Genomic DNA, 25,160 nt, shown 5'->3' with positions numbered 1-25,160 from the left:
AAAAACATCCACGCCGCGCGCTGACGCGTACTTTAGTCTGGTAACAGGGAAAGACAGGGCACCGCACGATGTTGATTCGCAAACCGAGCGACATTCCTTCTTCTGAGATCACTTCAAAATCTGCCTATCTTAACCGGCGAACATTTATGGCCGCCGCCGGAGCCGCAGGTCTCGCGGCGTTTGCGGGAAATCGCATCTCGCGCATTATCGATCCAAAGACTGGCGTAGAGGCGGGCACGAAGCTCGATACGATCAAGAGTCCGCTTTCAACCACGGGTGAAGACCTGACGCCGTACCAGTACATCACCAACTACAACAATTTTTACGAGTTCGGCGTGGAGAAGGGCGATCCTGCGAAATACGCGGGGCGGATGCAGACGCGTCCGTGGACGGTGATGGTGGAGGGCCTGGTGGCGAAGCCGAAAACCTTTGACATCGACACGCTGCTGAAGCTGCGTCCGCAGGAGGAGCGCGTCTACCGGATGCGTTGCGTGGAAGCGTGGAGCATGGTGATTCCCTGGGTGGGATATTCGCTCTCCGAGTTCATCAAGGAATGCGAGCCACTCGGCAAAGCAAAATTCGTCCAGTTCCTTACCCTCGAAAACCGCAAGGAGATGCCGGGGTTAAGTCAATCCTCGCTCAACTGGCCCTACTCTGAAGGACTACGCATGGATGAGGCGATGCATCCGCTTACGCTGCTCTGTTTTGGGCTCTACGGTGAAACACTCCCAAATCAGGATGGCGCACCGGTGCGCATTGTGGTGCCGTGGAAGTATGGCTTCAAATCGGCGAAGTCGATTGTGAAGGTGCGCTTTGTGGAGAAGCAACCGCACACGGCGTGGAACGACCAGTCACCGGAGGAATACGGGTTTTACTCGAATGTGAATCCAAATGTTGATCATCCGCGCTGGAGCCAGAAAACTGAGCGGCGCATTGGTGAGCCAGTCTTTAAACAGCGACGGCCTACGCTGATGTTCAATGGATACGGGGACCAGGTGGCGAGCCTTTATAACGGGATGGATTTGCGGCGGTACTATTAGTGGATTTTCGCGGGGTTGAGTCTTCTGGTTATTTTCTCGGATATTTCAGAGCAATAAGAACTCAGGGCTGAAGCCCTTCTTTCGGGGCGCAATTTTCACCGGCCTGAAGGCCGGTGCTTTTACCCTTCCTGATTTTTATGTCGAAGAGAATCATCATCTTTCTTAAAGTGCTGGCGCACATTGCCTGTCTTGCGCCGATTGCATGGCTGGTGTGGAATTTCTGGCGCGCGAGCACGGTTGCGCCCGATGCGCTCGGGGCTGACCCAATTGCAGCCGTCACCTTCTTTACCGGCAAGGGCACGCTGCGGCTGCTGGTAATCTCACTTGCCATCAGCCCGGTCCGGCGACTGATTCCGAAGCTGGGCTGGACCATCCGTTTTCGGCGGATGCTTGGACTGTACGCCTTCTTCTACGCCTGTCTGCATCTGCTGACCTACGTTTGGCTATATTCCAATTTCAGCATCGCCACGATGGTAAATGACATCACGCGGCGGCGGTTCATCATGGCTGGATTGACGGCGTGGCTGCTGCTCGTTCCGCTGGCCCTGACGTCGACGACGTGGTCGATTCGCAAGCTGGGTGGCAAGCGCTGGCAGGCGTTACACAGGCTGGCGTATGTGGCGGCAATTGCCGGGGTGGTGCATTATTGGTGGGGTGTAAAAGCGGGTGTACGAACGCCGTTCACCATTACAGTCGTGCTTGCTGTGTTGTTGCTGGCGCGTCCCGTGCTGGATTATGCGGCTCGGACTTCAAAACAGAGAACAGAAGCTGAAAAAACAGTTCAAAGCTGAGTTTGGTTCGTACCTTCCGATCCTTTGCTTCTCCACCCCAGCACGCGAACAACACGCGTGCTAGGGACCCCGGCTTCGCAAAGGATGGGCACACATTTTTGGGCGACTATTTGCAGAAAAGCATATCCTTCTTTTCGCTCAGGATGACGAACATATAAGAACCCGCGCAACTCTGGGCACGGATTCTGGTTTATACAGATTGCCGGGTAGTATTCATCTGATGATTCGCGCCACTCTATCTCTCACAGTTGTCGGTGTTGTTCTACTGTCAGCCGCAGTTGTTGCGCAGAATTCTTCTCACACTACGTCGCATCACAAGCCTCCCTCCAAAAGTGAACCTGCGCTAGCTCCACTCTCCAATGAAGAGCGGGCGCAGCAGATTCTCGACCGTTTCACCTTCGGGCCACGGCCAGGCGATGTGGCAGCGGTCACAAAAATGGGCTGGGAGGCGTGGTTCGACCAGCAACTTAATCCCGACTCAATTCCGGACACGGAACTCGATAAACGCCTCGCGGCATATCCATCGCTGACGATGGCGCCGCCTCAAGTAGCGATGAATTTCCCCGACGGCGGCGTGATCCGCCAGATTGCGGCAGGCAAGCTGTCCATGCCGCAGGATCCCATGCTCGCAGGCGCGTATGAAGTCATGCTGGCGCGTTACAGGCGGAAACAGGCGAAGGAAGCCGCAGCAAACCAGGTGGCCGCAACGCAGGCTCCGGCGCCCATCGACATGGCGAAAGATACTGCCCCGAACCAGATGACAGAACCTGCAACGCCAAAAACGAACGCAATGCAGGCCCCGCCGCCACCCATCGACATGGATGAAGATGACCAGCAGGGCGGACCCACGGCGCAAATGCTGGCCGACCAGATTCTCGGCTATCCGAAGAACCTGCGCATGCAGGCAATCATGCGTTTGCCGGTGGAGCAGCGCATGGTCCTCTGCCACCGTGTTACCGAACCGCAGCGCGGGATGCTGATGAACGATTTCGCGCCGCGCGAGCGCGAACTGTTCCAGATGATGGGCGGAGGCGCTGCGGGCATTGGCGTGCCTCAGAATGAGCTGCAACAGGCGAAGATACTGCGCGCGATCTTGAGTGAGCGCCAGTTGCAGGAAGTGATGACCGACTTCTGGTTCAACCACTTCAACATCTTTCTGCACAAGAACCCGATTGAGACGTACTACCTTGCTGATTACGAGCGCAACGCCATCCGCGCTCATGCGTTGGGCAAGTTCAAAGACCTGCTGCTGGCGACGGCGGAACATCCGGCGATGCTCGACTATCTGGACAACCGCACCAGCATAGGGCCGGACTCACTTGCAGCGAACCGGCAAAGGTTCAATCCCAAACAAGCCGAGCGCGGATTGAACGAGAACTACGGCCGCGAGGTGATGGAACTGCACACGGTGAGCGTGAACGGCGGCTACACGCAAGCCGATGTCACGAACCTTTCGAAGGTTTTCACTGGCTGGACGATTGACCATCCAGAACTGGGCGGGCCGTTTGTGTACGATCCACGGCGGCATGAGCCGGGCACTAAGAAGTGGTTTGGGCAGACAGTCAAGGAAGACGGCTTTAATGAAGGCGTACGGGCGCTGATGTTCTTGGCTGCGCAGCCGCAAACCGCGCACTTTATCAGCTACAAACTGGCGCAGCGCTTTGTTGCCGACGATCCGCCGCCAGCGCTGGTGGACCGGATGGCGCAGACATATTTGTCGTCCGACGGCGATATCAAGCAGGTGCTGCGCACGATGGTGCATTCATCCGAGTTTTGGTCGCGCGCAGATTATCGCAACAAGGTGAAGACACCTCTGGAGTTTGTCGCATCGGCGTTCCGCGCCACGGACACGAATCCAACCAATCCCGGCGCGCTGGTAGGCGTGCTGGCGCGTATGGGAGAGCCGCTCTATGAAATGCAGCCGCCGACGGGGTATCCCATGACAGCCGATCACTGGATGAACTCGGCTGCGCTGGTGGATCGCCTGAATTTCTCCATGCAGATGACGGCGAGCAAGCTGGGTGGAATGAAGTTCGATGCGCCGCATCTACTTGCTTCAGGATTGCTGGCGCAACCGGCTGAAAGTGAAGCGCCGCATCGCGGGGCTGTGGCAGAATCCATTGCCATGACGCAGACTTTCGCACCAAACGGCCAAGATAAAGCGCTCGCCCTAATGGAACAGATGCTGATTACTGGGGATGTTTCCGAGAAAACAAATTCAGTGATTCGGGATCAACTAGCGCAGACTGGATCGCAGGATGCGGGCCAGGAACTGGATATGATGGCCGCGCTCATTCTTGGCTCGCCTGAATTCCAGATGCTGTGAGCTCAACGTGCTTCGCCGGCCAGAGTACTGTAATGCCGCGCATGCCTGGGCATATCCATGTCAGCGTGTAGACGTAGCCGGGCCACCCGTTCCCAGGTGTCGTTCGCTGCATGCCTGCGGTTGCCATAGACGCGTGATTTCGCATCGAAACGGACTCGCCCATGGATGCTGCGGTGACCTGCCATGTCGATCAGATTTGAAATAAACCCCATGTCTCCGTAGTAGCAGAGATTGCGTTCCACTGTGTCTTCGGCTTCGTAGCTGACCGCCGTGGCGGTTATGGGCGATTCGGCTTCCACTGCCGGCTCAAAGAGAAAAGAATGAAAGGGCCGAAGCGTTGTGCCGTCTGTGCTGGTGCCTTCAGGAAAGAGCACCACGGTTATGCCCGAGCGCAGAGCATACTCGATGCCGATGGCCGCTTCCGTCGCGCCTGACCGGCTGCCCCGGACAATGAATATAGTGCCGCCGCAACGGGCCAGCCAACCGAGAAGCGGCCACGACCGCACTTCTGACTTGGAGACAAAAATCCGGGGGCCGGCAGCGGCATGAAGCATAATGTCGAGGTAGCTGAGGTGATTGGAGATTATGAGCCCTGTCCTGGGTGATGGGCCTTCGGTCGTGAGCGAGATGGAAAGCCGACGCAGTACCAGCGAACAGGCTGACTGCAACCATGCGGCCCGGTCTGCAAGCGTGAGACGGCGTTTGCTCACGCGCAGCCAGGCGAAGCGCGCCAATAACACGAGCAACGTGAGCAACAGGCCAGTGAGGCGAAACATGCTGCGGCTAAAGCTCTCTAATGTTCTTCGTCGGGTAGAAATCGGTTCCTCGCAGCGGGGGTCAGCTGTCGCAGGTCGAGCAGGGTGAGGAAGTCGATCGTGCCAAATTCCCGGTCCCATGCCGGTTCGCCACAGATTCGCGCCCCTACTCCAATATACGTCTTCAGCAGCCTCGGAATCTGGGGAGGATTTTCGAGCAGCGCGTTGGACGACGGCAAAACACAGGACGTGGTTGGTACTGTGTGAAATTCCGTTGCTGCAAGGAAAGGCGTTAACTGCTCGTAAATGGCCCAACCCTCCGCCGGGTCTTGGGAGTTGAGCGAGGAACAACCTATCAGATACCGTAAGCCGTGCCACTTGCAATACTGAGCGATTCCCCGCCAGAGCAAAGTCAATACTTCACTCGAACGATGGTCGCGATCAATGGAGGCGCGACCTAATTCAAGCACCTGGTTGCGGATGGCTTCATAAGGAGTGAAGTCAAATTCCTGTGCGCTGTAATATCCCCAGTGCCTCCGTGCTTTATTGCCTGACTGCATGCGATAGGTGCCCACAATCTCCCGGGACGAACGATCTTCGACAATGAGATGGTCGCAGATGAGATCGAAGCGGTCTTTGTCAAGCCCGGTAGAGTATGACGACATCAGTCCTTCACCCAATTCGATGTTAAAGACTTTGAATCGTAAGCGGCAGGCTGCGTCACGCTCATCCTCGGACATAGCAAGCCGAATCTGATATCTTCCTAATTCGACAGAAATGTGGGGAGTTAGAAGTCCTGGGGAACCGCCGGAAGGAAGCTCAAACAATCCAGGAACTGAGGACGCCGGAGCAGCTAGCTTGCGGGGCCGAACAACGCGTAAAGTAGTAAACACGCCATCATAATGCTACGTAGCTTGTAAATCAATTTGAAAGAGGCGAGAAAAGGCTGCGAATTGATCGTGAATGTTCCAATTTGGTCAATTACAAGCCTTTCGGAGAAAGGTAACCTCTAACCTGCAAAAAGTGGGTACTTTAAATCCGAATTTTGACTTGAAAGGTTCGCCTGAGTTATGAAAGCTTTAAGAGTTGGCTAAAATCTCAGGATTTTGCCGATGTTCCCCGTTACCTCTTTTTGAAAGGCTTGCACTTAAGTTAGTAAGGACAAAAGAATGACAAGAGACCAAATTATTGTTGCTATCGACGAAGAAATCGGCCGCCTGGAGAAGGTGCGCGCCTTGCTGCAAGGTTCCGGCAGCAATAAACTGTTTGCTTCCGGAGGATCGTCAGGCGTCCGCAAGAAGCGCCATTTGAGCGCGGACGCGCGTAAGCGCATCGCTGATGCGCAGAAGCGCCGGTGGGCAAAACAGAAAAGACAGACTGCCGCAAACGGCGCTAAGTAACTGAGAAAGCTTCCCCGACGAAATGATCAAGGTGCAACTCCTCCACCCAGATGCACGTGTGCCTACAGTGAACTATGCCGGTAGTGACCTGGGTTTTGACCTTTACGCGATTGAAGATGTTGTGCTCGAACCCGGTGTTCCTGTCCGGGTGCGGACCGGCATTGCCGTAGAAGGGCCGGAAGGATTTGGCTTTGTCCTGGGCGATCGTTCTTCGATGGCAGCCAAAGGCATCACCTATGCCGGCGGCCGAATCGATGCCGGGTATCGAGGAGAGATCCTCGTGTGCCTTGTGAATGTTAACCAGCCTAAGTACTCCCTGCGCGTTGCGCATGACATGCAGGGAGCCTTGACGCACGCGGAACTTCAAAAGACGGACGCCAGCGTCACCATTCGCAAAGGCGATAAGATCGCGCAGATGTCTCCGTTTCAGTCCATGACCCATCTTGAGATCATCGCTGTTGAAGCACTTGCAGAGAGTTCGCGCGGAGCAAAGGGGTTTGGCTCGAGCGGCCTGTAACCCGGCAGATGACCTCTTCGTGTAACGCCTATAAGGCGTGAGGATTCCCCAGCAGATACGCCCTCATGCTTTGGCGTTGAGGATGGATCCGGAAGTCGCCATAGCAAAGCTGTCTTAGGATAGCGTCGGGGCGCAAGTACCAGCTGGCCCAGGCCAGCGGCGTATCGCCATTCATGTCCTTTGCGTCTATTTTTGCGCCTGCATTCAGCAAAAGGCTTATTGTCTGTTCATCACCAAAAGCGGCGGCGCGATGCAGTGGAGTCTCGCCCTTGGTCCTGCAATCTCGCATGAAGGCGCCGGTTTCAACGGCAGGCTTGGCCGCCATGTTCGGATCAGCGCCGAATGACAACAGCACGTCAAGCACGCGATCGTAGACTAAGCGGTCTGTCTTGCTTAAAGCTGCATGGAGCGGCGTTTCTCCAGTATGATCGTCGGGCTGATTGACCCTGGCGCCCTGTTCGAGCAGAAACTTGCAGAGTCTCCAGTGCCCGTGAAACGCAGCGGCATTCAGGCCAAAATTCTCGCCCAGTGAATCCAACGACTCACCATGATCGAGAAGAAAGCGGATGGCGCTCACATCGCCGTAGTAAGCACAATGTTGAATGAGGGATACGCCATTATTCCCTTTGTAGTCTGCCCGGCATCCGGCTTCAAGAATATCGAAGACCAGTTCGGTACGACCGTCAACAAGTTCGCCCAACATGGATTCAAGCTTGGAGCTGTTCACCTGAGAACCTCCTCTAATTTGAATGCGAGGCCCGATTATTTCCGCAAGTAAGCGTCCGTTCCTTGAATCCAGTCCGCCCGCGGCGGCGCAAAGACATCAAGATCGATCGTGTCTACCAGCGCTTCTGCGCTGTGCTTCACGTTGGGTGGAATCACCAGTGTCTCGCCGGAATGGACCGTTACGACTTCGTTGCCATTGAGGGTGAAGCGCAGCGCTCCATCGAGGATGTAGGTGATCTGCTCATTATGGTGGCTGTGCTCGGGAACAATGCAGCCCTTGCGCAGCAGCAGCCGCGAGAGCATGGCCTGTTCGCCGTGTACGAACTGGCGTTCCAGAAGCGGGTTGAGGTGCTCGACAGGAATTGTCGAGAGCGGAGTGTGCTTCCAATTTGCAGGCATCATTTCTCCCTTCGTGAGGCGGCGCACCAATCTTACCAATCCTCAGATAGTATGGAGCCATTGCCATGGATACAGGTCTTAAGAACCGTGTTGCTTTAGTTGCCGCATCCAGTCAGGGGATTGGCAAAGCGACTGCGCTTGCTTTCGCAGCCGAGGGCGCGCATCTTGCACTCTGCGCGCGCCTGCCGCAACCGCTTGAAGCAGTGGCCCGTGAGGCTGCGGAGCGCTTCGGTGTGCAGACATTCACCCGCGCATTCGACGTAAGTGATGACAGCGCGGTTCGTGGGTTCGTTCAGTCTGCTCATCAGAAATTCGGGCGAATCGATGTTTGCGTCACCAATGCAGGCGGCCCTCCAGCTAAGCCGTTCTTGTCTACCACCATGGACGAGTGGGAGCGCGCCTGGCAGCTTAACCTACGCAGCATCGTATCTTTCGCGCAAGCCGTGCTGCCATTTATGCAGCAGCAGAAATGGGGACGCATCGTCACGATCACGTCCTACACGGTAAAACAGCCAACACCGGAGCTCGTGCTCTCAAATTCCATTCGTGCGGGAGTGATGGGGCTGGTGCGTTCGCTGGCCGGGCAGTTTGGCCCGGATGGCATTACGGTCAACAACGTCGGTCCCGGCTTTACCTCGACTGGGCGTGCGGTTGAGATTCTCGAAAAGCGCGCCGCCGCTAAAGGCGTCAGCATTGAGCAGGCCGAGCGCGATCTCTTGCAGGACATTCCCGTCCGCCGAATGGCTACGCCAGAGGAAGTCGCGGCCGCGATCGTGTGGCTGGCTTCCGTACCGGCAGCGTCCGTGACAGGTCAAACCCTGCTCGTTGATGGTGGTTCGTACCGCGGACTCTAGTAAAATAAGAAGATTGTGTTTTGTTCCACTCAGCGTAGAAAGCCTCTTCTCGCTGGATTATTTGCCGGTCTGATGTTGCTCGCGGGTTCGTCCTTACACGCAGCAAGCGGCGATGCTCCAGTCAACCCTGAACAGTACCGTCTCCGTCTCTACCATCTGCATACAGGTGAGCACATCGACGTAGTCTATCGCATTGGTGACCGCTACCTTCCCGCTGCCGTGGCCCAGCTCGATCGCTTTTTGCGCGACCACCGCACGGGCGACGAAAAAGACTACGATCTGCGAGAGTTTGATCTGCTACACGACCTGATGACGCGGCTCGGCCATCCCAACGGCGAGATTGACATTGTCTGCGGCTATCGCACTCCGTGGAGCAACAACTGGCTGCGCGAGCATGGGCACGGCGTGGCCCTGCACAGCCAGCACATGGAAGCGAAAGCAATTGATATCCGCGTGCCCGGCGTGCCGACAGCGCAGGTGCGTGATGCGGCCCTGGCAATGCAGCGCGGCGGCGTTGGGTATTATGCCTCATCGGATTTTGTGCACGTTGATGTAGGGCGCGTACGGCGCTGGTAAACAGCTACCCTGGATAGGGCTGGCCTTTGGCTAGTACGGCTTCAAGCGTCTTGTCATATCCATAAATGTCGTCGAAGAAGTGGACGGATCCGTCCTCCTCGACGACTGCCGTGACATACAAAATCAAAACGGGAATCGGCGTGGTCAGATTCACCTGCTGATTGTCCGGGCCGGACTGCATCGCTGCCTGAACCTTTTCGAGCGTCCAGGGAGGCTGATTGCGGAGCAGATAGGCGGCAAGTTGTGCCGGTTTTTCGACGCGGACACAGCCATGGCTGAAGTCGCGTCTCGATTGCGAAAAGAGCTCCTGCGCTGGCGTGCTGTGCAGGTAGACGTTGTATTCATTCGGGAACATGAACTTTACCAGTCCCAGCGAATTCGTCGGACCTGGCTTCTGGCGAACGGTCAGCTTGCCGGCGCGCAGTTGTGTCAGCACATCATCGCTGATGGGCCCGTCGGTGATGACTTTGCCGTTGAAATCAGTCACCTCAAAGTTTTTCTTGCTGATGTAGCCGCGGTCGCGCGTGATGCCGGGGATGATTTCCCCACGCAGGATCGATGTCGGCACATTCCAATACGGGCGGAAGACGATGTACTTCATGTCCTTCGCGAATACGGGCGTCTGCGTGCGGATTGCCTTGCCCACGACAACGTTCATGGCTAAAGCGACCTTCTGGCCGGGGCCAAAGGCGCGCAGGATGAATTCAGGGATATTGGCTACGATCGGAGGCTGAGGAAATTGCGGAGGCAGCCAGCGCCAGCGCTCCAGCGCGTCCTGCAGTTGGACCACGCGCCGGGAAAGCGGCGTATTGAGTTGGCGGATTGTCTCTTTTCCCAGCTTGCCGTCGGATGCGAGTCCGTGACGTGATTGGAAAGTCTTGACGCCATTCACGAGCGATCCGGAATAGGTGGGTGAGCTTGTATCGATCGAGGTATCGGCATGGAGGTCGCCGAAGAGTCGAAGCCGTTGCGTAAGCTGGCTCACGCCGGCATAGGGGTCGCCGGGAGCCACTGTCTTTGTAACGTCCGGCACCTGCGGCCCATCGCCTTGAGCGGCAAGTTGCAGATATTTCTGCAGCATGGCCTCAGTTGCCTTATAGCCGTTATAGGGCGGCTCAACTTCGTCGAGCACGCTCTGGACATTGGCGGCATGGATGACCTTCGTGGTTACAAACTGGGGCAGGTCGTATTTATTCTGCTCGATGTCGATGCCGAAATTGAAGTGCTTCGGGTTAACGCGACCAATGTGCAGGTCGGAGATATAGCGCATGACTCCGACTGTCAACGCAGCATCGAACTGCGCGAGTGTGTCGGGAGCGGGTGAGCCATCAAGGGAATGCAGGCGGTCGGGCCAGCGCGAAGCGTCGTAGTCGTCGGGATTGAGGCCCTTCTGCAGACTGGCTTCAAGCGCCTGAATGACAGCCAACGCCTGCGGCGTGGGCTTGCCGTTATTGAGCCAGACTGGCTCGAAGTTAGACGCTTCGTAGATGTGCTGGAAATGCAGACGATAGTCAGTGAAATTAGGCCAGTGCAGGTCAGCGAGATTTCCGGCGGCTGCTATCTCATGCAAGCGCGAAGACACGGCACCAAGATCAACGCTACTGACAGGTTGGTGCTGCTGTTGCGGCGAATTCGCAGCTTGTGAGTTGCATCCAAAGGCGGCAAGCCAAAAGACACTGATAATTGCACTCAGGACATTTCGACGAACTGAAAAGAGCATGGCCTATTAAACCACCGAGGCAAAGCACTTCTAAGAGAATCCATCCGTTTTCTACAGCAGCAAAAGGGTCCCTTTGCAGTTGGACAAGGCAGAGCTATGATTTCGCAGTTGAACGCAGCGACTCTTCCCTTGCGGCCTTTTTCTTCAATGAAGAAGGGCATCCGAATCCGGATGCCCTTCTTATAGAGACTGATACAACACTTCTATGGAAGGTAGTAGCGGAACGAGGTCCAGAACATGTTGTCCGCACCATAGGCAGCGCCGTCGGGGTTCGTCGTACCACCGGCACCTGACCAGAGAAGGCGCTGGAAGTAGCTGTATTGGATGCCCTGCCGCAGACGACCATGCTCGCCGCGGTAGATGTCATACCAGTAGCCACCGACAAACTCCTGTACGTCCTTGGTCTGGTTTCCGCAGTTGGATGGGTTAGAGGGCGAAAAGCCGGTGCCGCCATTCGCATTTGCAGCGCCGCCCGGCAGCGGTTCGATATTGCAACCGCTCATGTTGGTAAGTGGCGATCCATAGCCAACTTTACCGAAGTAGCGGCGATAGACATAATCGCCACCATAGTTGAAATAGACCATGAGCCGTGGAGTTACGTTGGCTTCCACTGTGCCGATAGCGTCGAAGTTGCGCAGCGGGGCGATCTGACCGTCTGGACGCAGAGTGATGTCGGCAATGGTTGAGGAACCATAACGACCCGTGCCCATTCCGTACAGACCCTTCAATCCGATCGTCAACTTCCGCTGGAGGAAGGGATACCGGCCGCTGGCGCCAATAGCGCCGCCGACGGTGCTGTCGTTGTATGCGCCAGCAGAGGTGCCGCTAAGTGATGTCGCTGGCGGGATTGGAGCAGATGAGGCATTCGGAAATACCCGATCGCGGAAGAAGCGGGAGACACCAAAAACCTCAAAGTGACCGCCGGACTTCGGCTCGAAAGCCACCTTGCCGAGAATGTCTGGAGCGAGATTAAAGGAGTAATTTGCCAAGGTGCTGTAGAGGCCGCCCCCATTGCCAGCGGAGCCGATCACCACATTAAGTGGCAGGCTGCTGCCGGAAGGGTTCAGAGTTTCAGGGTTTTCGGCCGAAGCACCCACCCAGAACCGATCATGGAAATTCTTACTGGCGCGGAAGGCCCACTGGCGCTCCCAGACGAAACCTGCGGCGTATTGCGAGTCGATCGTGGACGGAAGAACCTCGGTGCCGGTATCGAGGCCGTGCCCGGTCTCGGTGGCAAGGGACCACATCTGGCCGCCGGTAAACTGCCATCCGTTGTTCAAAGAGGCCTGCGCCCAGAGCTGGCGCTGTCGCATCGTGTAGCTGTTGGACTGGTTGTCGTTCGAGGTAGTCCCGGCACTGAGCCAGTCGGCTTCGTAGTAGCCGGTCAGTTTCATGTTGTCGAGCTTGCCTGTAGCTTTGAGGGCGATTCGTGACTGACGGCCGGTGCCGTAGAACTCGGACAGTTGGGCTGCATTGGAGTGATTAAGAGGCACACCGTTGAATTGGGTGTTGATATCCCCACCAGTCGCGCCGCTGCGCCATACAGTTTCCGCCGCTATGAAGCTGCCAGTTGGAGACAGGGTAACGCCCTTGAAATGGATTTCGTCGGGGAATTCGATGGCTTTCTTGACCTGCGCCTGGTTCTCCTGGACGGTGGAGACAATGGATTGGGTGTTGGTCTTCAGGTCTGTAACCGATCCCTGAAGGCTGGCAACAGCCTGGCTATTCTCACTGACAGCTGTCTGCTGGGTCTGGATTGCTTGCTGCGCCTGCTGCGCCGTAGCCTGTGCCTGAGCAGCCGTTTGCTGCGCCTGCTGTAGTTGAGCGTCGCGGTCGGAAAGTTGCTGTTTCAATGACTGGATCTGGGAGCTCTGGGAGTTTAACTGCTCGCGAAGCTGTTCAATCTGCGACTGCACCGAGGGCTTCGCCGGAACGGCCTTTTTCTTTGCCGCGTGCACCGTCGGTGTGGTAGCGGTCTGTGCACTGCCGGTCATCACAAAGGCGGATGCCAGCACAAGACTTGCCAGCGCTTTCAAATTCGTGTTCATTTGACCTCTCTTTAACAAACGGGGTTCCTCTACTTACCTGACGGCCAAGGATTTAATTGACTGGATTACCGTGGTACACCCGAACACACATATTGCTTTGTCCTCAAACGGCAAATTCCCTCCTTCTGTAGTTGGGGGTTGCGGCGAATCCTGTCTTAGATTCCCAGCCAATTGTTAAAGTCCGGCGAATTTCCCGTGAATAAGCCGCGAAAACCAACGCGAAACTCAAAACAGGGAAACAAAATGTGAATTTTCCGTAAACAACACGCTTACATGGGTTTGCATCTCACCCCAAAGACTTCTTCCTCAGAAGCTACGCATAGGTGTGCGGATGAGGTTGAGCGCCTGACTCATGAGCCAAAACCAGAATCCAGGGACGCAGAATGCGTGGGCAGACCGCATTCGCGCGCTGAAGAATGTCCCACCGGTTCTCAAGATTCTTTGGGAGTCAGGACCACAGGTTGTCGCCTGGGGGCTGATTCTGCGCGTCTTTGTCGCGGTGATGCCATGGGCTATCGCCAAAGTGGCTGCGTGGATCATCAATGGCGTGGAGCACGTTCTGCGGCACCAGGGCCTGCCGAACCATTTCTGGTGGGTTGTGGGGCTCGAGGTTGGGTTGGCCGTCCTCGCGGGGATTCTGACAAGGACAATCGATTATTTTGATTCTCTGCTCGCAGACCGCTACACGCACCACGTCAGCATCGAGGTAATGCGCCAGGCAGCGCAACTTGACCTAACCACTTACGAAGATCCCGTTTATTACGACAGGCTGGAACGGGCGCGGGTACAGGCAACGGACCGTCTGGTGCTGATCCAGCAGATGGGGCGGATGTACCAGCAGATCATCACGACGCTGGTTTTTACCGGGACGCTTCTCTACTACTCACCGTGGCTGATGTTGTTGTTGGCGCTCGGTATCATTCCTTCGTTCGTCGGGGAGACGCATTTTGCTTTTCTGGGGTATGCGAAGAACTTCCGCCAGACTCCGGCCAAACGCCTGATGGATTACCTGCGGCAGGTGGGAGGCAGCAAGGAAGCGGCAAAGGAACTGAAACTCTTTAACCTGAATGAGTATCTGACGACTCGCTTCGCCGGCCTCTCAGAGCAGATTTACAAAGAGAATGTCGCGCTTTCCCGCAAGAAGCTTGTCGGCGGCGGCCTGCTGGGGATTTTGGGCACGCTTGGGTATTACGGGTCGTATGCGTATGTGATCTGGCGCGCTGTGCACGGGTACTACAGCATTGGAACGTTCTACTTCATCACCAACGCGATTGTGCAGGCAAGCTCGAACCTGCAACAGGTATTTTCCACCGCTTCAGGCATTGCGGACCAGGCACTGTTCCTGACAGACTTGATTGCGTTCTTCGAGATGAAGCCGACTGTCGATTCGAGGTCCGATGCTCTTCCCGCGCCGAGCCCAGTCCAGCGCGGGTTCGAGTTCCGCAATGTTTCATTCGCTTATCCAGGGACTGAGCGGAAGGTACTGAAGAACTTTAATTTCGCGCTAAGCCCCGGCGAGCGGATCGCTTTGATCGGCGAAAACGGCCAGGGCAAGACGACGGTAGTGAAGCTGATTACACGCCTCTATGACCCCACGGAAGGCGAGATTCTTCTAGATGGCGTCAACCTGCGCGAGTATTCGCTTGAAGACCTGCACAAAGAAATTGGTGTCATCTTCCAGGATTTCATGCGTTATGAGATGACTGCGCGTGAAAATATTGCCATCGGGCGGGTTGAGATTCCGCATACGGAAGCGGAGATTGAGAGTGCGGCGCAGAAAAGCCTTGCAGCCGGCGTAGTCGCCAAGCTGCAGCATGGCTATGATCAGACGCTTGGGAGGCGGTTTGAAGGCGGCGTAGATCTTTCAGGCGGTGAATGGCAAAAAATCGCACTGGCGCGCGCATATTTGCGCGACGCTCAGCTTTTAATTCTTGACGAACCGACGGCAGCACTGGATGCGAAGAGCGAACTTGAGGTTTTTGAACGCTTCGCGGAACTTACGGAAGGGAAGATGGCCCTGCTGATTTCGCACCGCTTCTCAACCGTCCGCATGGCAGACCGCATTGTTGTGCTCGAAGGCGGACGGCTGGTGGAAGAGGGCACCCATTCGCAGCTGGTTGCGCAGAGTGGACGATACGCAGAAATGTTTGAGATGCAGGCTGCCAGTTATCGATAAAGAACAGAAATTCATGACAGAGCAGGTACCCATCGAAGTTCAGGACACGCAGATTCCCCTGGAAAAATTGCGCGCGGTGGCACGCGCAACAACAGACGGCTGGCAACTCATCCATCAGCCAGGGAGAAGAGGCGGCTTTACGCGACGTGTGGAGGCGGCACGCGACGCACTAGACCTTCTTACCGCCGAAATAGCAGGATTAGACCGACGTCCGTCGATGGGCCCCGATCCGCTGCTGGAGATACGTGAGAACCCGCGGCTGCTGCGGTCTGTTGTGCTGGAGGCGTTTTCGATTCGCCGCAAAGCAGAACGGTTGCCGCGTGTTTTGTTGACAAGCCAGCAGGAAGAGACACGCGCCACGGCTCTTGCTGCAGCCTACCTCGATGCCGCGGCCTCGGTTTGGTCGGCAGAAGGTTTTCGCGCCTTTCTTGATGAAGCGCAGAAGACTGATCCGCTGGAACTGGAAGAGTTGTGGGCCGTGCCTACGATGCTCAAGTTTCTGCTGCTGGAATGGATATTGGCGCAGGCCAGTGCGCGGCTGCACGAGCCTGCATCGTCTGCAGCGGGGCCTGACGGAATGTTGCAAATGCGCATCAGGAGCGTACGCGATATCGGGTATGCCGGCTGGGCATCGTTGATTGAAGAGTTGGTTGTTTTTGAAGCCTTATTAAAGCAGGACCCCGCGCAGTGTTATTCGGGTATGGACTTTGAAAGCCGCGAGCAGTATCGCAAACGTGTTGCCGAAATTGCCCGTTACGCGGAAGGCTCGGAGTGGGATGTTGCCGGCGCCGCCTTGAATATGGCAGACAGAGCGCGCGAGCGACATTTCCCGAGTGAGCGATTGCGCGCGCGGCAAATGCACATTGGCTACTATCTTATCGACAAAGGCTTCGCGGATCTTGCCGCGCGTGTAGGCTATCGCCCGCCATTTATCGACAGAATCCGCATTGCGATTCAGCATCATGCAGATGAGTTCTATATTGGTTCCATTGAAATTCTAACCGTTCTTCTAATCGGGATCATTCTTCTGCCGCTAATTCCGAACCATGCGATCTTCGGCGGCCTTGGTGTGGCATTTCTTTTCATGCTACTGCCGGTTACCCAGGGTGCTGTGGACCTGGTGAACAACACAATCACTTCGCTGTTCAAGGCCCGGGCTTTGCCCAAGCTCAACTTCAGCGAGGGCATCCCAGCCGAAGATACAACGCTGGTTGTGGTGCCGACGCTTCTCATCAACGAAAAGCAGACGCGTGAACTGGTGGAGGGGCTTGAGGTCCGCTTTCTTGCCAATCCCGATCTGAACCTGCATTTTGCCCTGCTCACTGATTTACCGGATTCGATCACGCGTCCCCAGGAGAATGACACTGATCCGCTCGTGGATCTGGCGGTCCGGCTCATCAATGACCTAAACGCGCGCTATTCATCTCCTCGAAACGGGACATTTTTCCTGCTCCATCGTCATCGCCTCTTCAACTCGCGCCAAGGCGTGTGGATGGGCTGGGAGCGCAAGCGTGGCAAGCTTCTTGATTTGAACAAACTGCTGGTTGGCGCCTTCGATGCGTTTCCGGTCAAGGTGGGAAATCTGGAATTGCTGAAGCACGTCCGTTACATCATTACACTGGATTCTGATACACAATTGCCGCGGGGAGCAGCCAACGCCATGGTGGGCGCGATGGCGCATCCGCTCAATAAGGCAATCATCGATCCGAAGAAGCGCATAGTTACAGATGGTTACGGGATCCTGCAGCCACGTGTGGGTGTCAGCGTACATTCGGCATCGCGGTCGCGGCTGGCTTCCATCTACTCAGGACAGACTGGTTTCGATATTTATACGCGCGCCATCTCAGATACGTATCAGGACCTTTATGGAGAGGGCATTTTCACCGGCAAGGGGATTTACGAAGTCGCGGCACTACATGCGGTGCTTGACCGCCGCTTTCCGCGTAATTCCTTACTCAGTCACGATCTGATTGAGGGCGCTTATGCGCGCGTTGGGCTGGCGACGGACATCGAAGTCATCGACGACTATCCCTCGCATTACTCCGCTTATACCCGTCGCAAACATCGTTGGGTTCGCGGCGACTGGCAGATTGTCCAGTGGCTCCTTGGGCGTGTTCCGGATGAGTCAGGAAATTATGTACGCAATCCGATCTCGATAATTTCACGCTGGAAGATTTTCGATAACCTGCGGCGATCACTGGTTGAGCCGCTGACAATGATTCTGCTGGTGGCAGGATGGCTTGGGCTGCCAGGAGGAGCGCTTTACTGGACTGCTGCCACGCTGCTGTTGATGTTCCTGCCAACGTTTGTGCAGCTGATCTTCAGCACGGGACGCGCACTGGTCAGCGAACAGCAGGGCGCTGTGCGCGAAGGGTTGTCCGGGTTTCTGCAAAGCGCGTTTATCACACTGCTCAATCTGATTTTTCTTCCGCATCAGACGATGCTGATTATCGATGCGATTGTGCGTTCCCTGGTGCGCCGCTTTGTCACAGGTCAACGGCTGCTGGAGTGGGAGACAGCGGCGGAAGCAGAGAATTCCTCTCGACGAATTACGCCGGTTGACCGCTATCTGGCTATCATCCCACTCTCGGCAATTATTCTGGCAGTCATCATCCTTGCCGTCGAGCCTAAGTCGTTAGTCGTCGCCGCTCCGGTGCTGCTGCTGTGGGGATTTTCCGGCAGCATTACGCTCTGGCTTAACCATGCTCCGCGGGAGCAGCGGCAACAGCTAACCGGCGAGGAGGACACATTCCTGCGTCAGCAAGCGGCGCGCATTTGGCGCTACTTTCATCAATTCGGCGGCGAGGAGCACCACTATCTGATTCCGGACAATGTGGAGGAAGACCGGCTATTCGAGGCAGCGCGCGTGTCACCAACAAATCTGGGACTTCTGCTGAATGCGCGACAGGCTGCATGTGAATTTGGCTTCCTTACGATCCCGGAATTTGCGGAACTGACGCACGCGAGCCTTACAACGATGACGCGGCTTGGGAAATTTCGCGGTCACCTCTACAACTGGTACAGCACACAGACTCTGGAACCGATAAAACCGGTCACTGTTTCGACGGTGGACAGCGGGAACCTGGTGGCATCGCTTTATACGCTACGCATGGGCGCGCTGTTCCTGCTGCGAGACCCGCTTATTTCGCAGCGGCACTTTGATGGATTCATCACCTATTGGCAACTGCTGAAGCTACATGTTCCCGCGCTTGCTCGAAAAGGCGCGCCTGCGCCGCCTGCGCATGGCGCAGGCTTTGATACATGGGCCGCATGGCTGCTGGAACATGAAGCTTCCCTGCTCGACGATGCTGTGGAGCTTGAAGGAGAGGCCGTATGGTGGGCTGCGGAGGCGCAACGACGTGTCGCCGCTTTAACCGCAATCCTAAGGGAGTATATGCCGTGGCTGTTGCCTGAATTCGCGTCGCTGCGCGAGCTTCCGCAGATTGGCCTGCGCGAAGAAACGATGTTCCCCTCGCTTGGCGCAGCAGCAGACTTCGCTGCACAGCTTGACTCCCGTCTCTCGCGCGCATGGGCCACGCGTGAGGATGAGGCGCACGTCTTCCTGGGTGAACAGCTGCGCTCGCTTCTTCCTAGGGCAAAAGAGCGGCTTTACAACCTAGCACAGAGTTTGCATGTGGTTTCCGATGAAGCGCACAGGCTGGCGGACGAGATGGATTTCTCTTTTCTCCTGCAGAAGGGGCGTTTGTTGCTCTCAGTCGGCTATGACGTGGAAGCAAAAAAACTGAATGCGGCGTGCTATGACATGCTGGCGTCGGAGGCACGCATCGCCGCTTTTATTGCGATTGCAAAAGGCGACGTTCCACAGCAGACGTGGTTCAAACTTGCCCGCACGCACACGATAGCCTTCGGACGCCCGGTGCTGATCTCATGGACAGGCACGATGTTCGAATATCTGATGCCATCATTGTGGATGCGGAGTTATCCGGAAACACTCGTTTCCCGCACGCTGGCGGCGGTGGTCCAGGTGCAGCACAGTTTTGCACGTGAGCACCGCATTCCATGGGGTGTTTCGGAATGCGGATACGCGCAGAAAGACAGCGGAGGCCATTATCACTATCAGGCCTTCGGAATACCACAGATCTCATTGAAGTGGGATGCAATGGCTGGGCCGGTTATTTCGCCATACTCAAGCTTTCTCGCGTTGGACGTTGATACGACAGAGGCGCTGCGGAATTTGAAGCGAATGGCCGGGCAAGGATGGGCTGGCGTATATGGCTTCTATGAAGCTATTGACTACTCGCATTCAGTTCGTAACCCACAAGTAGTTCGGGAATGGATGGCGCACCATCAGGGCATGTCGTTACTGGCTATTCTCAATCTGCTCGATGAAGACAAAGCAAAGCAATGGTTCCACGCCAACCCAGAGCTGCAAGCGACCGAGCTGCTGCTGCACGAAAAGCCTGTGAGCGAAGCAACTCTGCGCGCCGAGTACAAACAGTTTGCACCGCGACGCGTCAAAGTGGCTTCGTTTAAGAAAGCCGGTTGAGTTTTAGCTTGCGAGCAGTTCTTTCACCCCCTGAATCAGGGCTAGCGGATTGAATTCGCTATGGATGATTTCGTCGGGGCAAGAACTCTCTTTCGAGATTCGATAATTGCACACAAACGCAATTTTCTGCTCCGGGTCCTTGCGTTTGATGTCATCACAGAGTTTCTCTGCTTGCGGAATACGGCCGTCGCCATCAACGTCGACCACCACCAGATCGAAGCGCGACTTCGCGAAAAGTTCTTCTGCTTCATTGATGGTTAACGTTGAAACGACGTCGTATCCCTCAAGCTTGAGGATGCGGTCGCGTAGTTCGCGAATAAGATCGCGGCTGCAGACGTGGAGGATAGTTGGGGAGGGCAGGGTCACGCGCGTAGCATAGCAGAACGAATGAAATTCATACTACAGGGCACTTAGCGATCTGCCTACTTTACTGAACCTGAATGGGCAGCGAGTTCAACGGGCATGCCCACGGCCGGGACGAGCATATCTTCCTTCCGCATGACCAGGTTGGTTGCGTTCAAACTGGCGAGTTCGAAGCCATGCCCGTGGGTGATGGCGTCCGTCGGGCACGCCTCGACGCAGTATCCGCAGAAGATGCAGCGGTTGTAGTCAATGTTGTAGACCTTGGCGTAGCGCTCCGAGCTTGAGATGCGCTTCTCGGCGGTATTCTCCGCAGCTTCAATGTAGATGCAATTCGACGGGCAAGCCGCCGCGCACAGGAAGCAGGCGACGCATTTTTCCAGGCCATTTTCATCGCGCTGCAAGACGTGCGCGCCACGGAAGCGCTCTTGAAGCACTGCCCCGCGCGTCGGACCAGGGCCATCAGGATAGTTCTCAACCTCCGTAGGCTGGAACATTTCCCGGAAGGTGATGCTCATTCCCTTGCTGATGGCCGCGATGTTGCGCACGATGGACATATCTGTATTATACGATGCGTGCGAGGTGATGCTTTGCGGGTTAAAGGACATCTGTGTCCGGAGCCGGATGGCCGAGCGTACGGCACATCGAGGCGATCTGGCCCTTGTGATGAAAAGCATGGGTCAGCGCATGATGGATTACATGTGCGGGCGTACAGCTGATTTCGAACCCATCGTATGCATGCAGTCTTATTTCTTCATTCAATTGCTGGTCCGTCAGGCCTGATAAATAAGCATAGGTCTCACTCTTTACTTTCCCCTGCAAAACCTTTGCATCCTGGATCGCTGGGTAATCAGTAATGTTCCAGCCGTCGAAAGAAACTGCTTGCGCTCTGTGTATCCAGACTGCTTCGCATTGCAGAATGTGAATGACCTGCTCGCCGATGGTCGGGAAACCAAAACCGTTTAGTTTCGTGTTATAGCTGCCCTCAGGCAGCGTTGCGATGTGGTCGAGCATTCTCCCGAGACTGGAGTGCGCCCAATCATGAAATTTGTGGATGCCATCCAGAGTAAACATCTTCCTGTCTCCTCATGACTTGTCTGAGCTATTCGATTCCTAGTTTCTTCCAAATCGCATCCACGCGAGACTTGGTCGCGTCATCCATTTCGATCATCGCTGGCCAGGGGCGGGTAAATCCTTCAGCGGCCCATTTGCGGGTGGCGTCGATGCCCATCTTGCTGCCGTAATTGGGCATGCGAGAAGCATGGTCGAGTGAATCGATCGGGCCTAACGTGAACTGGATATCGCGCTCTGGGTCGATGTTGTTGGCAACGCGTAGGGTCACTTCGCGCAGGTCCTGCACATCGCAGTCCTCATCGACCACGATGACGCATTTGGTGAACATGGCCTGTCCCATCGCCCAGATGCCGTTCATGACTTTGCGCGCCTGTCCGGCGTAACTCTTCCTGATTGAGACGATCATCAGGTTGTGAAATATGGCTTCGACCGGCAGGTTCACGTCCACAATCTCGTGTAATGTCAGGCGCATGAGCGGCAGAAAGATGCGCTCGACGGCCTTGCCCATCCAGGCGTCTTCCATTGGCGGCCTGCCTACGATGGTGGAGGCGTAGATCGGATTTTTGCGGTGCGTGATACAGGTGATGTGGAAGACGGGGTAATCCTCTTCCAAAGTGTAGAAGCCGGTGTGGTCGCCGAAGGGCCCTTCGCGGCGGAGTTCGTCTAGCTTCACATAGCCTTCGAGAATGATTTCAGCGTGCGCGGGGACCTCGAGATCTACGGTCTCGCACTTCACAAGCTCGACAGGCTTCTGGCGCAGGAAGCCGGCGATCATGAACTCTTCTACTTCAGGTGGCGCGGGGACGATGGCAGCAAAAGTTGTTGCTGGATCCGTGCCGATGGCGACGGCGACTTCGAGGTGGTCGTTCACTTCGCGAGTGAGCGTGATATTTTGCGTTCCTCCAGCGGTTTCAGCCATGGCAGCGACCTGGGCTGATGCGTTGTTGCCTGCGGCGGCGCGGAGGCGCTCGCGGAGATGCTCTGCGGCGTTTTTCTGGCGCTGCCAGTGCATGCCGGTGGTCTGTCCGTCGTAGACCTGCATGCGGTACATGCCGACGTTGCGTTTCCCTGTTTTCGGGTCTCGTGTGACCACGCAAGGAAGAGTGATGAAGCGACCTCCGTCATGCGGCCAGCATCGGAGAACGGGGAAGTCGAGAACGTTGAAGCTCTCTCTGAGAACGACTTGCCTGCAGGCTGCGTCTTTGGCGGCAATGGCGTTTGGGAAAAATTTCCCGATGTCGGCGAGCATCGGAAGCATCTTCAGCTTTTCGAGAAAGCCTTCGGGTGATTTCACGTCGAGCAGAGCGCGGATGCGTCCGGCGACTTCATCGAGCGAATCGACATCAAGCGCCAACCTCATGCGCCGCTCGCTACCGAACTGATTCATCAGGACTGGAGTGCCGGGATGACCCTTGACGTTTTCGAAAAGCAGGGCCGGACCGCCGTTGGTGGATTTGGAGACGCGATCGGTAATCTCGGCGATTTCGAGGATGGGGTCGACTTCTTCACGGATCCGCTTCAGCTCTCCAGCTTTGTCGAGAGCTTTAATCCAGTCGCGCAGATCGTCGTAGGCCACTTTGTCTCCCTTCGGCAAACACCTATGTTACTCGAATGTAGCCCGGCTTCTGCTGATTTGCTGTGAGGATCGTTATTGGATGGCTTGCTTGTCTGCTGATGCGAACAGCGCATTTTCGGCGATGCGGTGACGCGGCTATTGGTTGAGACGGTTTGAACCTAGAAGGTTGCAGCCAGTCTCTGCCTCTCGAATGCGTGAGCGACAATGGCAGAAGGCCAACACGTCGAAACGGAAAACTGGGCCATCCGAAATAGAGCGGACCATCCGAATCCATGCCACTTCGAAACAGTTACGGCGGCAGCTAAGGCTTTTCGGGCTGTGTCGCTTCCGGCACGGTTACGCCTTTAGGTTTGTGCGCGTCGCGGGAGACGGTGGCGCGCCCTCGTGTTGCCTTTCTCTCCGAGCGGGAGTGGGTGCCGTCCGGCACCGCAACTGGTTGAGGGGCTATATGCGCTTCCGAGGCTGCGCCAAGCCCGCTGCCCGGTGCCGACACATGCATGACAGTATTGGGGAATGTGTGCTGGTGCGAGTGCTGTACGCTGCCTATGACGATGGCGCAGCAGGCGAGCGCCGCACCGGCTGAGGCGAAGACAACCCGTTGGGCAAAGAAGAAGCTGCCTAGCTTGTTAGCGAACTTCACGCGCACCGGTTTGAGCTGCAGACGCGCATGGACGCGCTGTTCCAGATTTACCGGCGGCTGTGTATGCGCGAAGATGCGCAGCGCAGCGTCAATTTTCTTGTCGGTGTTGTTTGCCGGGTTGTGGGGTGTATTCATCTGCTACTCCTCTGCTTTGCCAGGAGTCCGGCAAGCTCACGGCGAGCGCGGAAGATGCGGGAGCGGATGGAAGATTCGGTGGTGGAGCAAATGTCCGCGATCTCGGCGGTCGATAGCTCTTCCAATGCAGAAAGCAATAGCGCCTGGCGCTCCTTTGCCGGCAACTGATCGATGAGCACAAGGATGCGCGCGTGCTCCTGCGCCGAGATAGCTTCGTCATCGGCACGACGCTCAGACGAGGGCATTGTGCGCACTAGGTCGGCGATGTCTTCGGTCTCTGGTCGCGCCTTGCTGCGACGCTTGCGGTCGAGGGACAGATTCCAGGCGATGCGCACAAGCCAGACACGCACGTCGCGGATTTCAGTGAGCTTGTTCTGGTGTTTCAGGACACGGAGGAATGTTTCCTGCACGATGTCTTCGGCGTCGACAGCATTTCGTGTCACCGAATAGGCGACGCGATAGAGCGTCGTCGAGTATTCGGCGACGAGCGCGGTGATGATTTCGCTCACGTCTTCCCGGGTTTTCAAGACAAGTTGAGTGTAAAACCACCCGGTTGCTTGTGCTTCGAAGGAACTCATGTCTCTGTGTGACTGACGGAGAACAGGTCTTTTGCGCTCATGAAAAAGCAGGAGAGTGAACCGGAGGTGAATGTACACCTGTCTTGCTATGCTGGCTGCGATGAGACGCCGCGAATGGTTTGAGCTGCACGATCACTGCCTTTATCCGGGTGTCCTGCGCGATATGGTGACTGACGCCCTCGAGGCGATCTGGAACTATACCAATAGCTATCGCGTGATCGTGCCGCGGCTGCGGACCGCGATCGAGGATTCTGGAACGCACCGGATTGTCGATCTGTGCTCGGGTGGAGGCGGACCGTGGATCCACCTACAGCAGCAGTTCGCAATAACAGAGAGATATCCAGTCAGCGTTTGGTTGACGGACAAGTATCCGAACGCAAGGGCCTTGGCTCAATCGCGGACTGCTCAGGAAGTGGACTTTTATTCAGACCCTGTAGATGCACGGCAGATTCCGGCCGACCTCGAAGGCTTTCGCACGATCTTCTCCACGTTTCATCATTTCAATCCAGAAGCCGCGCGGGCGATCCTGGCTGACGCGGTGAGGCGACGTCAAGGAATTGCGGTTTTCGAGGCAGCGAAACGCAATCTTCATACGATGCTGGCTACAGTGGGGATACCGTTGTTGAACTGGTGGGTCACGCCGCGCATGCGTCCATTTCGCTGGTCACGCATGGTATGGACATATCTTCTGCCGATTGTACCTCTTACGTTGCTGGTCGATGGGATTTTGTCGTGCTTGCGGGCCTATTCGATTGAGGACTTGAGTGAGCTGACGTGTGGCCTGAGCGACGGTCAATATCGATGGGAGATCGGCGAGCAAAGCGGCGGAAGAATCAGGATCACATACCTGATCGGTACACCATTGAAATTTTCTGCTTTCGAAGAGCAAAAAATTTCTGCTATAGCTGCAAAGAAATAGCAAAGGCCCACGCTTGCGGGCCTCGTGTAGATGGGAGTAGCAA

At 56.1% G+C, this 25,160-nt stretch carries 22 protein-coding genes; 10 read left to right on the top strand and 12 right to left on the bottom strand.

Features of this window, described 5'->3' with window-relative positions:
- Positions 1 to 68: 68 nt before the first annotated feature.
- The 3 genes from msrP (at position 69) to VEV40_RS02325 (ending at position 4,157) form a co-directional block, all read left to right on the top strand.
- Positions 69 to 1,040, top strand: coding sequence for a protein-methionine-sulfoxide reductase catalytic subunit MsrP (msrP, locus tag VEV40_RS02335; protein ID WP_324829867.1), 972 nt, complete (start codon positions 69 to 71; stop codon positions 1,038 to 1,040).
- A 137-nt stretch (positions 1,041 to 1,177) separates the two neighbouring features.
- Positions 1,178 to 1,831, top strand: a complete 654-nt coding sequence (locus VEV40_RS02330) for a protein-methionine-sulfoxide reductase heme-binding subunit MsrQ (RefSeq protein WP_324829865.1) — start codon at positions 1,178 to 1,180, stop codon at positions 1,829 to 1,831.
- A 220-nt stretch (positions 1,832 to 2,051) separates the two neighbouring features.
- Positions 2,052 to 4,157 carry a DUF1800 domain-containing protein gene (locus VEV40_RS02325; RefSeq protein ID WP_324829863.1) on the top strand — a complete coding sequence of 702 codons (2,106 nt, stop codon included), beginning with the start codon at positions 2,052 to 2,054 and terminating at the stop codon, positions 4,155 to 4,157.
- Between the two features lie 2 nt (positions 4,158 to 4,159).
- Here the strand turns inward: VEV40_RS02325 and VEV40_RS02320 are convergent, their stop codons facing one another.
- Together VEV40_RS02320 and VEV40_RS02315 are read right to left on the bottom strand one after the other, a co-directional pair.
- Positions 4,160 to 4,933 carry a lysophospholipid acyltransferase family protein gene (locus tag VEV40_RS02320; protein WP_324829861.1) on the bottom strand — a complete coding sequence of 258 codons (774 nt, stop codon included), beginning with the start codon at positions 4,931 to 4,933 and terminating at the stop codon, positions 4,160 to 4,162.
- A 17-nt stretch (positions 4,934 to 4,950) separates the two neighbouring features.
- Complete coding sequence (locus tag VEV40_RS02315) at positions 4,951 to 5,652, bottom strand: GNAT family N-acetyltransferase (RefSeq protein ID WP_324829860.1); 702 nt, start codon at positions 5,650 to 5,652, stop codon at positions 4,951 to 4,953.
- A gap of 429 nt (positions 5,653 to 6,081) precedes the next feature.
- Between VEV40_RS02315 and VEV40_RS02310 the strand changes: the two genes are divergently transcribed.
- Positions 6,082 to 6,312: a hypothetical protein gene (locus tag VEV40_RS02310; protein WP_324829859.1), complete on the top strand. Its 231-nt coding sequence runs from the start codon at positions 6,082 to 6,084 to the stop codon at positions 6,310 to 6,312.
- Between the two features lie 58 nt (positions 6,313 to 6,370).
- On the top strand, positions 6,371 to 6,829 hold the full coding sequence (locus tag VEV40_RS02305; protein ID WP_324829858.1) for a dUTP diphosphatase: 459 nt from the start codon (positions 6,371 to 6,373) through the stop codon (positions 6,827 to 6,829).
- Between the two features lie 28 nt (positions 6,830 to 6,857).
- Here the strand turns inward: VEV40_RS02305 and VEV40_RS02300 are convergent, their stop codons facing one another.
- Both VEV40_RS02300 and VEV40_RS02295 read right to left on the bottom strand, forming a co-directional pair.
- The gene (locus VEV40_RS02300) at positions 6,858 to 7,556 is read right to left on the bottom strand and encodes an ankyrin repeat domain-containing protein (RefSeq protein WP_324829856.1); all 699 of its coding nucleotides are present in this window, start codon (positions 7,554 to 7,556) and stop codon (positions 6,858 to 6,860) included.
- A gap of 35 nt (positions 7,557 to 7,591) precedes the next feature.
- Positions 7,592 to 7,957: a cupin domain-containing protein gene (locus VEV40_RS02295; RefSeq protein ID WP_324829854.1), complete on the bottom strand. Its 366-nt coding sequence runs from the start codon at positions 7,955 to 7,957 to the stop codon at positions 7,592 to 7,594.
- A gap of 62 nt (positions 7,958 to 8,019) precedes the next feature.
- Between VEV40_RS02295 and VEV40_RS02290 the strand changes: the two genes are divergently transcribed.
- Both VEV40_RS02290 and VEV40_RS02285 read left to right on the top strand, forming a co-directional pair.
- Positions 8,020 to 8,808: an SDR family oxidoreductase gene (locus VEV40_RS02290; protein WP_324829853.1), complete on the top strand. Its 789-nt coding sequence runs from the start codon at positions 8,020 to 8,022 to the stop codon at positions 8,806 to 8,808.
- Positions 8,809 to 8,880: 72 nt separating this feature from the next.
- A complete protein-coding gene (locus VEV40_RS02285; protein WP_324829851.1) occupies positions 8,881 to 9,384 on the top strand; it encodes a YcbK family protein in 504 nt (167 codons plus the stop codon).
- Positions 9,385 to 9,388: 4 nt separating this feature from the next.
- Here VEV40_RS02285 and VEV40_RS02280 read toward each other — a convergent pair whose 3' ends face one another.
- Both VEV40_RS02280 and VEV40_RS02275 read right to left on the bottom strand, forming a co-directional pair.
- Positions 9,389 to 10,966 carry a L,D-transpeptidase family protein gene (locus VEV40_RS02280; RefSeq protein ID WP_324829850.1) on the bottom strand — a complete coding sequence of 526 codons (1,578 nt, stop codon included), beginning with the start codon at positions 10,964 to 10,966 and terminating at the stop codon, positions 9,389 to 9,391.
- 341 nt (positions 10,967 to 11,307) lie between these two features.
- Positions 11,308 to 13,152, bottom strand: a complete 1,845-nt coding sequence (locus VEV40_RS02275) for a hypothetical protein (protein WP_324829848.1) — start codon at positions 13,150 to 13,152, stop codon at positions 11,308 to 11,310.
- A gap of 352 nt (positions 13,153 to 13,504) precedes the next feature.
- Between VEV40_RS02275 and VEV40_RS02270 the strand changes: the two genes are divergently transcribed.
- Positions 13,505 to 15,328 (top strand): ABC transporter ATP-binding protein, encoded by a 1,824-nt coding sequence (locus tag VEV40_RS02270; RefSeq protein WP_324829847.1) that lies wholly within the window; start codon positions 13,505 to 13,507, stop codon positions 15,326 to 15,328.
- 13 nt (positions 15,329 to 15,341) lie between these two features.
- A complete protein-coding gene (locus VEV40_RS02265) occupies positions 15,342 to 19,835 on the top strand; it encodes a glucoamylase family protein (protein WP_324829845.1) in 4,494 nt (1,497 codons plus the stop codon).
- A gap of 3 nt (positions 19,836 to 19,838) precedes the next feature.
- Here VEV40_RS02265 and VEV40_RS02260 read toward each other — a convergent pair whose 3' ends face one another.
- From VEV40_RS02260 to VEV40_RS02235, 6 genes are all read right to left on the bottom strand, one after another.
- On the bottom strand, positions 19,839 to 20,201 hold the full coding sequence (locus tag VEV40_RS02260; protein WP_324829844.1) for a hypothetical protein: 363 nt from the start codon (positions 20,199 to 20,201) through the stop codon (positions 19,839 to 19,841).
- A gap of 56 nt (positions 20,202 to 20,257) precedes the next feature.
- Entirely contained in the window at positions 20,258 to 20,803 is a 546-nt protein-coding gene (gene nuoI / locus VEV40_RS02255; RefSeq protein ID WP_324829843.1) for an NADH-quinone oxidoreductase subunit NuoI, read from the bottom strand.
- Positions 20,793 to 21,269: a DinB family protein gene (locus tag VEV40_RS02250; protein ID WP_324829841.1), complete on the bottom strand. Its 477-nt coding sequence runs from the start codon at positions 21,267 to 21,269 to the stop codon at positions 20,793 to 20,795. Before VEV40_RS02250 ends, nuoI begins: the two co-directional genes overlap by 11 nt.
- A 28-nt stretch (positions 21,270 to 21,297) precedes the next feature.
- Complete coding sequence (locus tag VEV40_RS02245; RefSeq protein ID WP_324829840.1) at positions 21,298 to 22,845, bottom strand: UbiD family decarboxylase; 1,548 nt, start codon at positions 22,843 to 22,845, stop codon at positions 21,298 to 21,300.
- Positions 22,846 to 23,146: 301 nt separating this feature from the next.
- Complete coding sequence (locus VEV40_RS02240) at positions 23,147 to 23,620, bottom strand: hypothetical protein (protein ID WP_324829838.1); 474 nt, start codon at positions 23,618 to 23,620, stop codon at positions 23,147 to 23,149.
- A complete protein-coding gene (locus VEV40_RS02235) occupies positions 23,617 to 24,198 on the bottom strand; it encodes an RNA polymerase sigma factor (protein ID WP_324829837.1) in 582 nt (193 codons plus the stop codon). Before VEV40_RS02235 ends, VEV40_RS02240 begins: the two co-directional genes overlap by 4 nt.
- Positions 24,199 to 24,268: 70 nt before the next feature.
- Between VEV40_RS02235 and VEV40_RS02230 the strand changes: the two genes are divergently transcribed.
- Positions 24,269 to 25,117 carry a class I SAM-dependent methyltransferase gene (locus tag VEV40_RS02230; protein WP_324829836.1) on the top strand — a complete coding sequence of 283 codons (849 nt, stop codon included), beginning with the start codon at positions 24,269 to 24,271 and terminating at the stop codon, positions 25,115 to 25,117.
- Positions 25,118 to 25,160: the final 43 nt, after the last annotated feature.

Origin of the sequence: Alloacidobacterium sp. (assembly GCF_035631355.1) — a bacterium.
Taxonomy (GTDB): Bacteria; Acidobacteriota; Terriglobia; order Terriglobales; family Acidobacteriaceae; genus Alloacidobacterium.
This window is presented reverse-complemented; position numbering and strand designations above follow the sequence as displayed.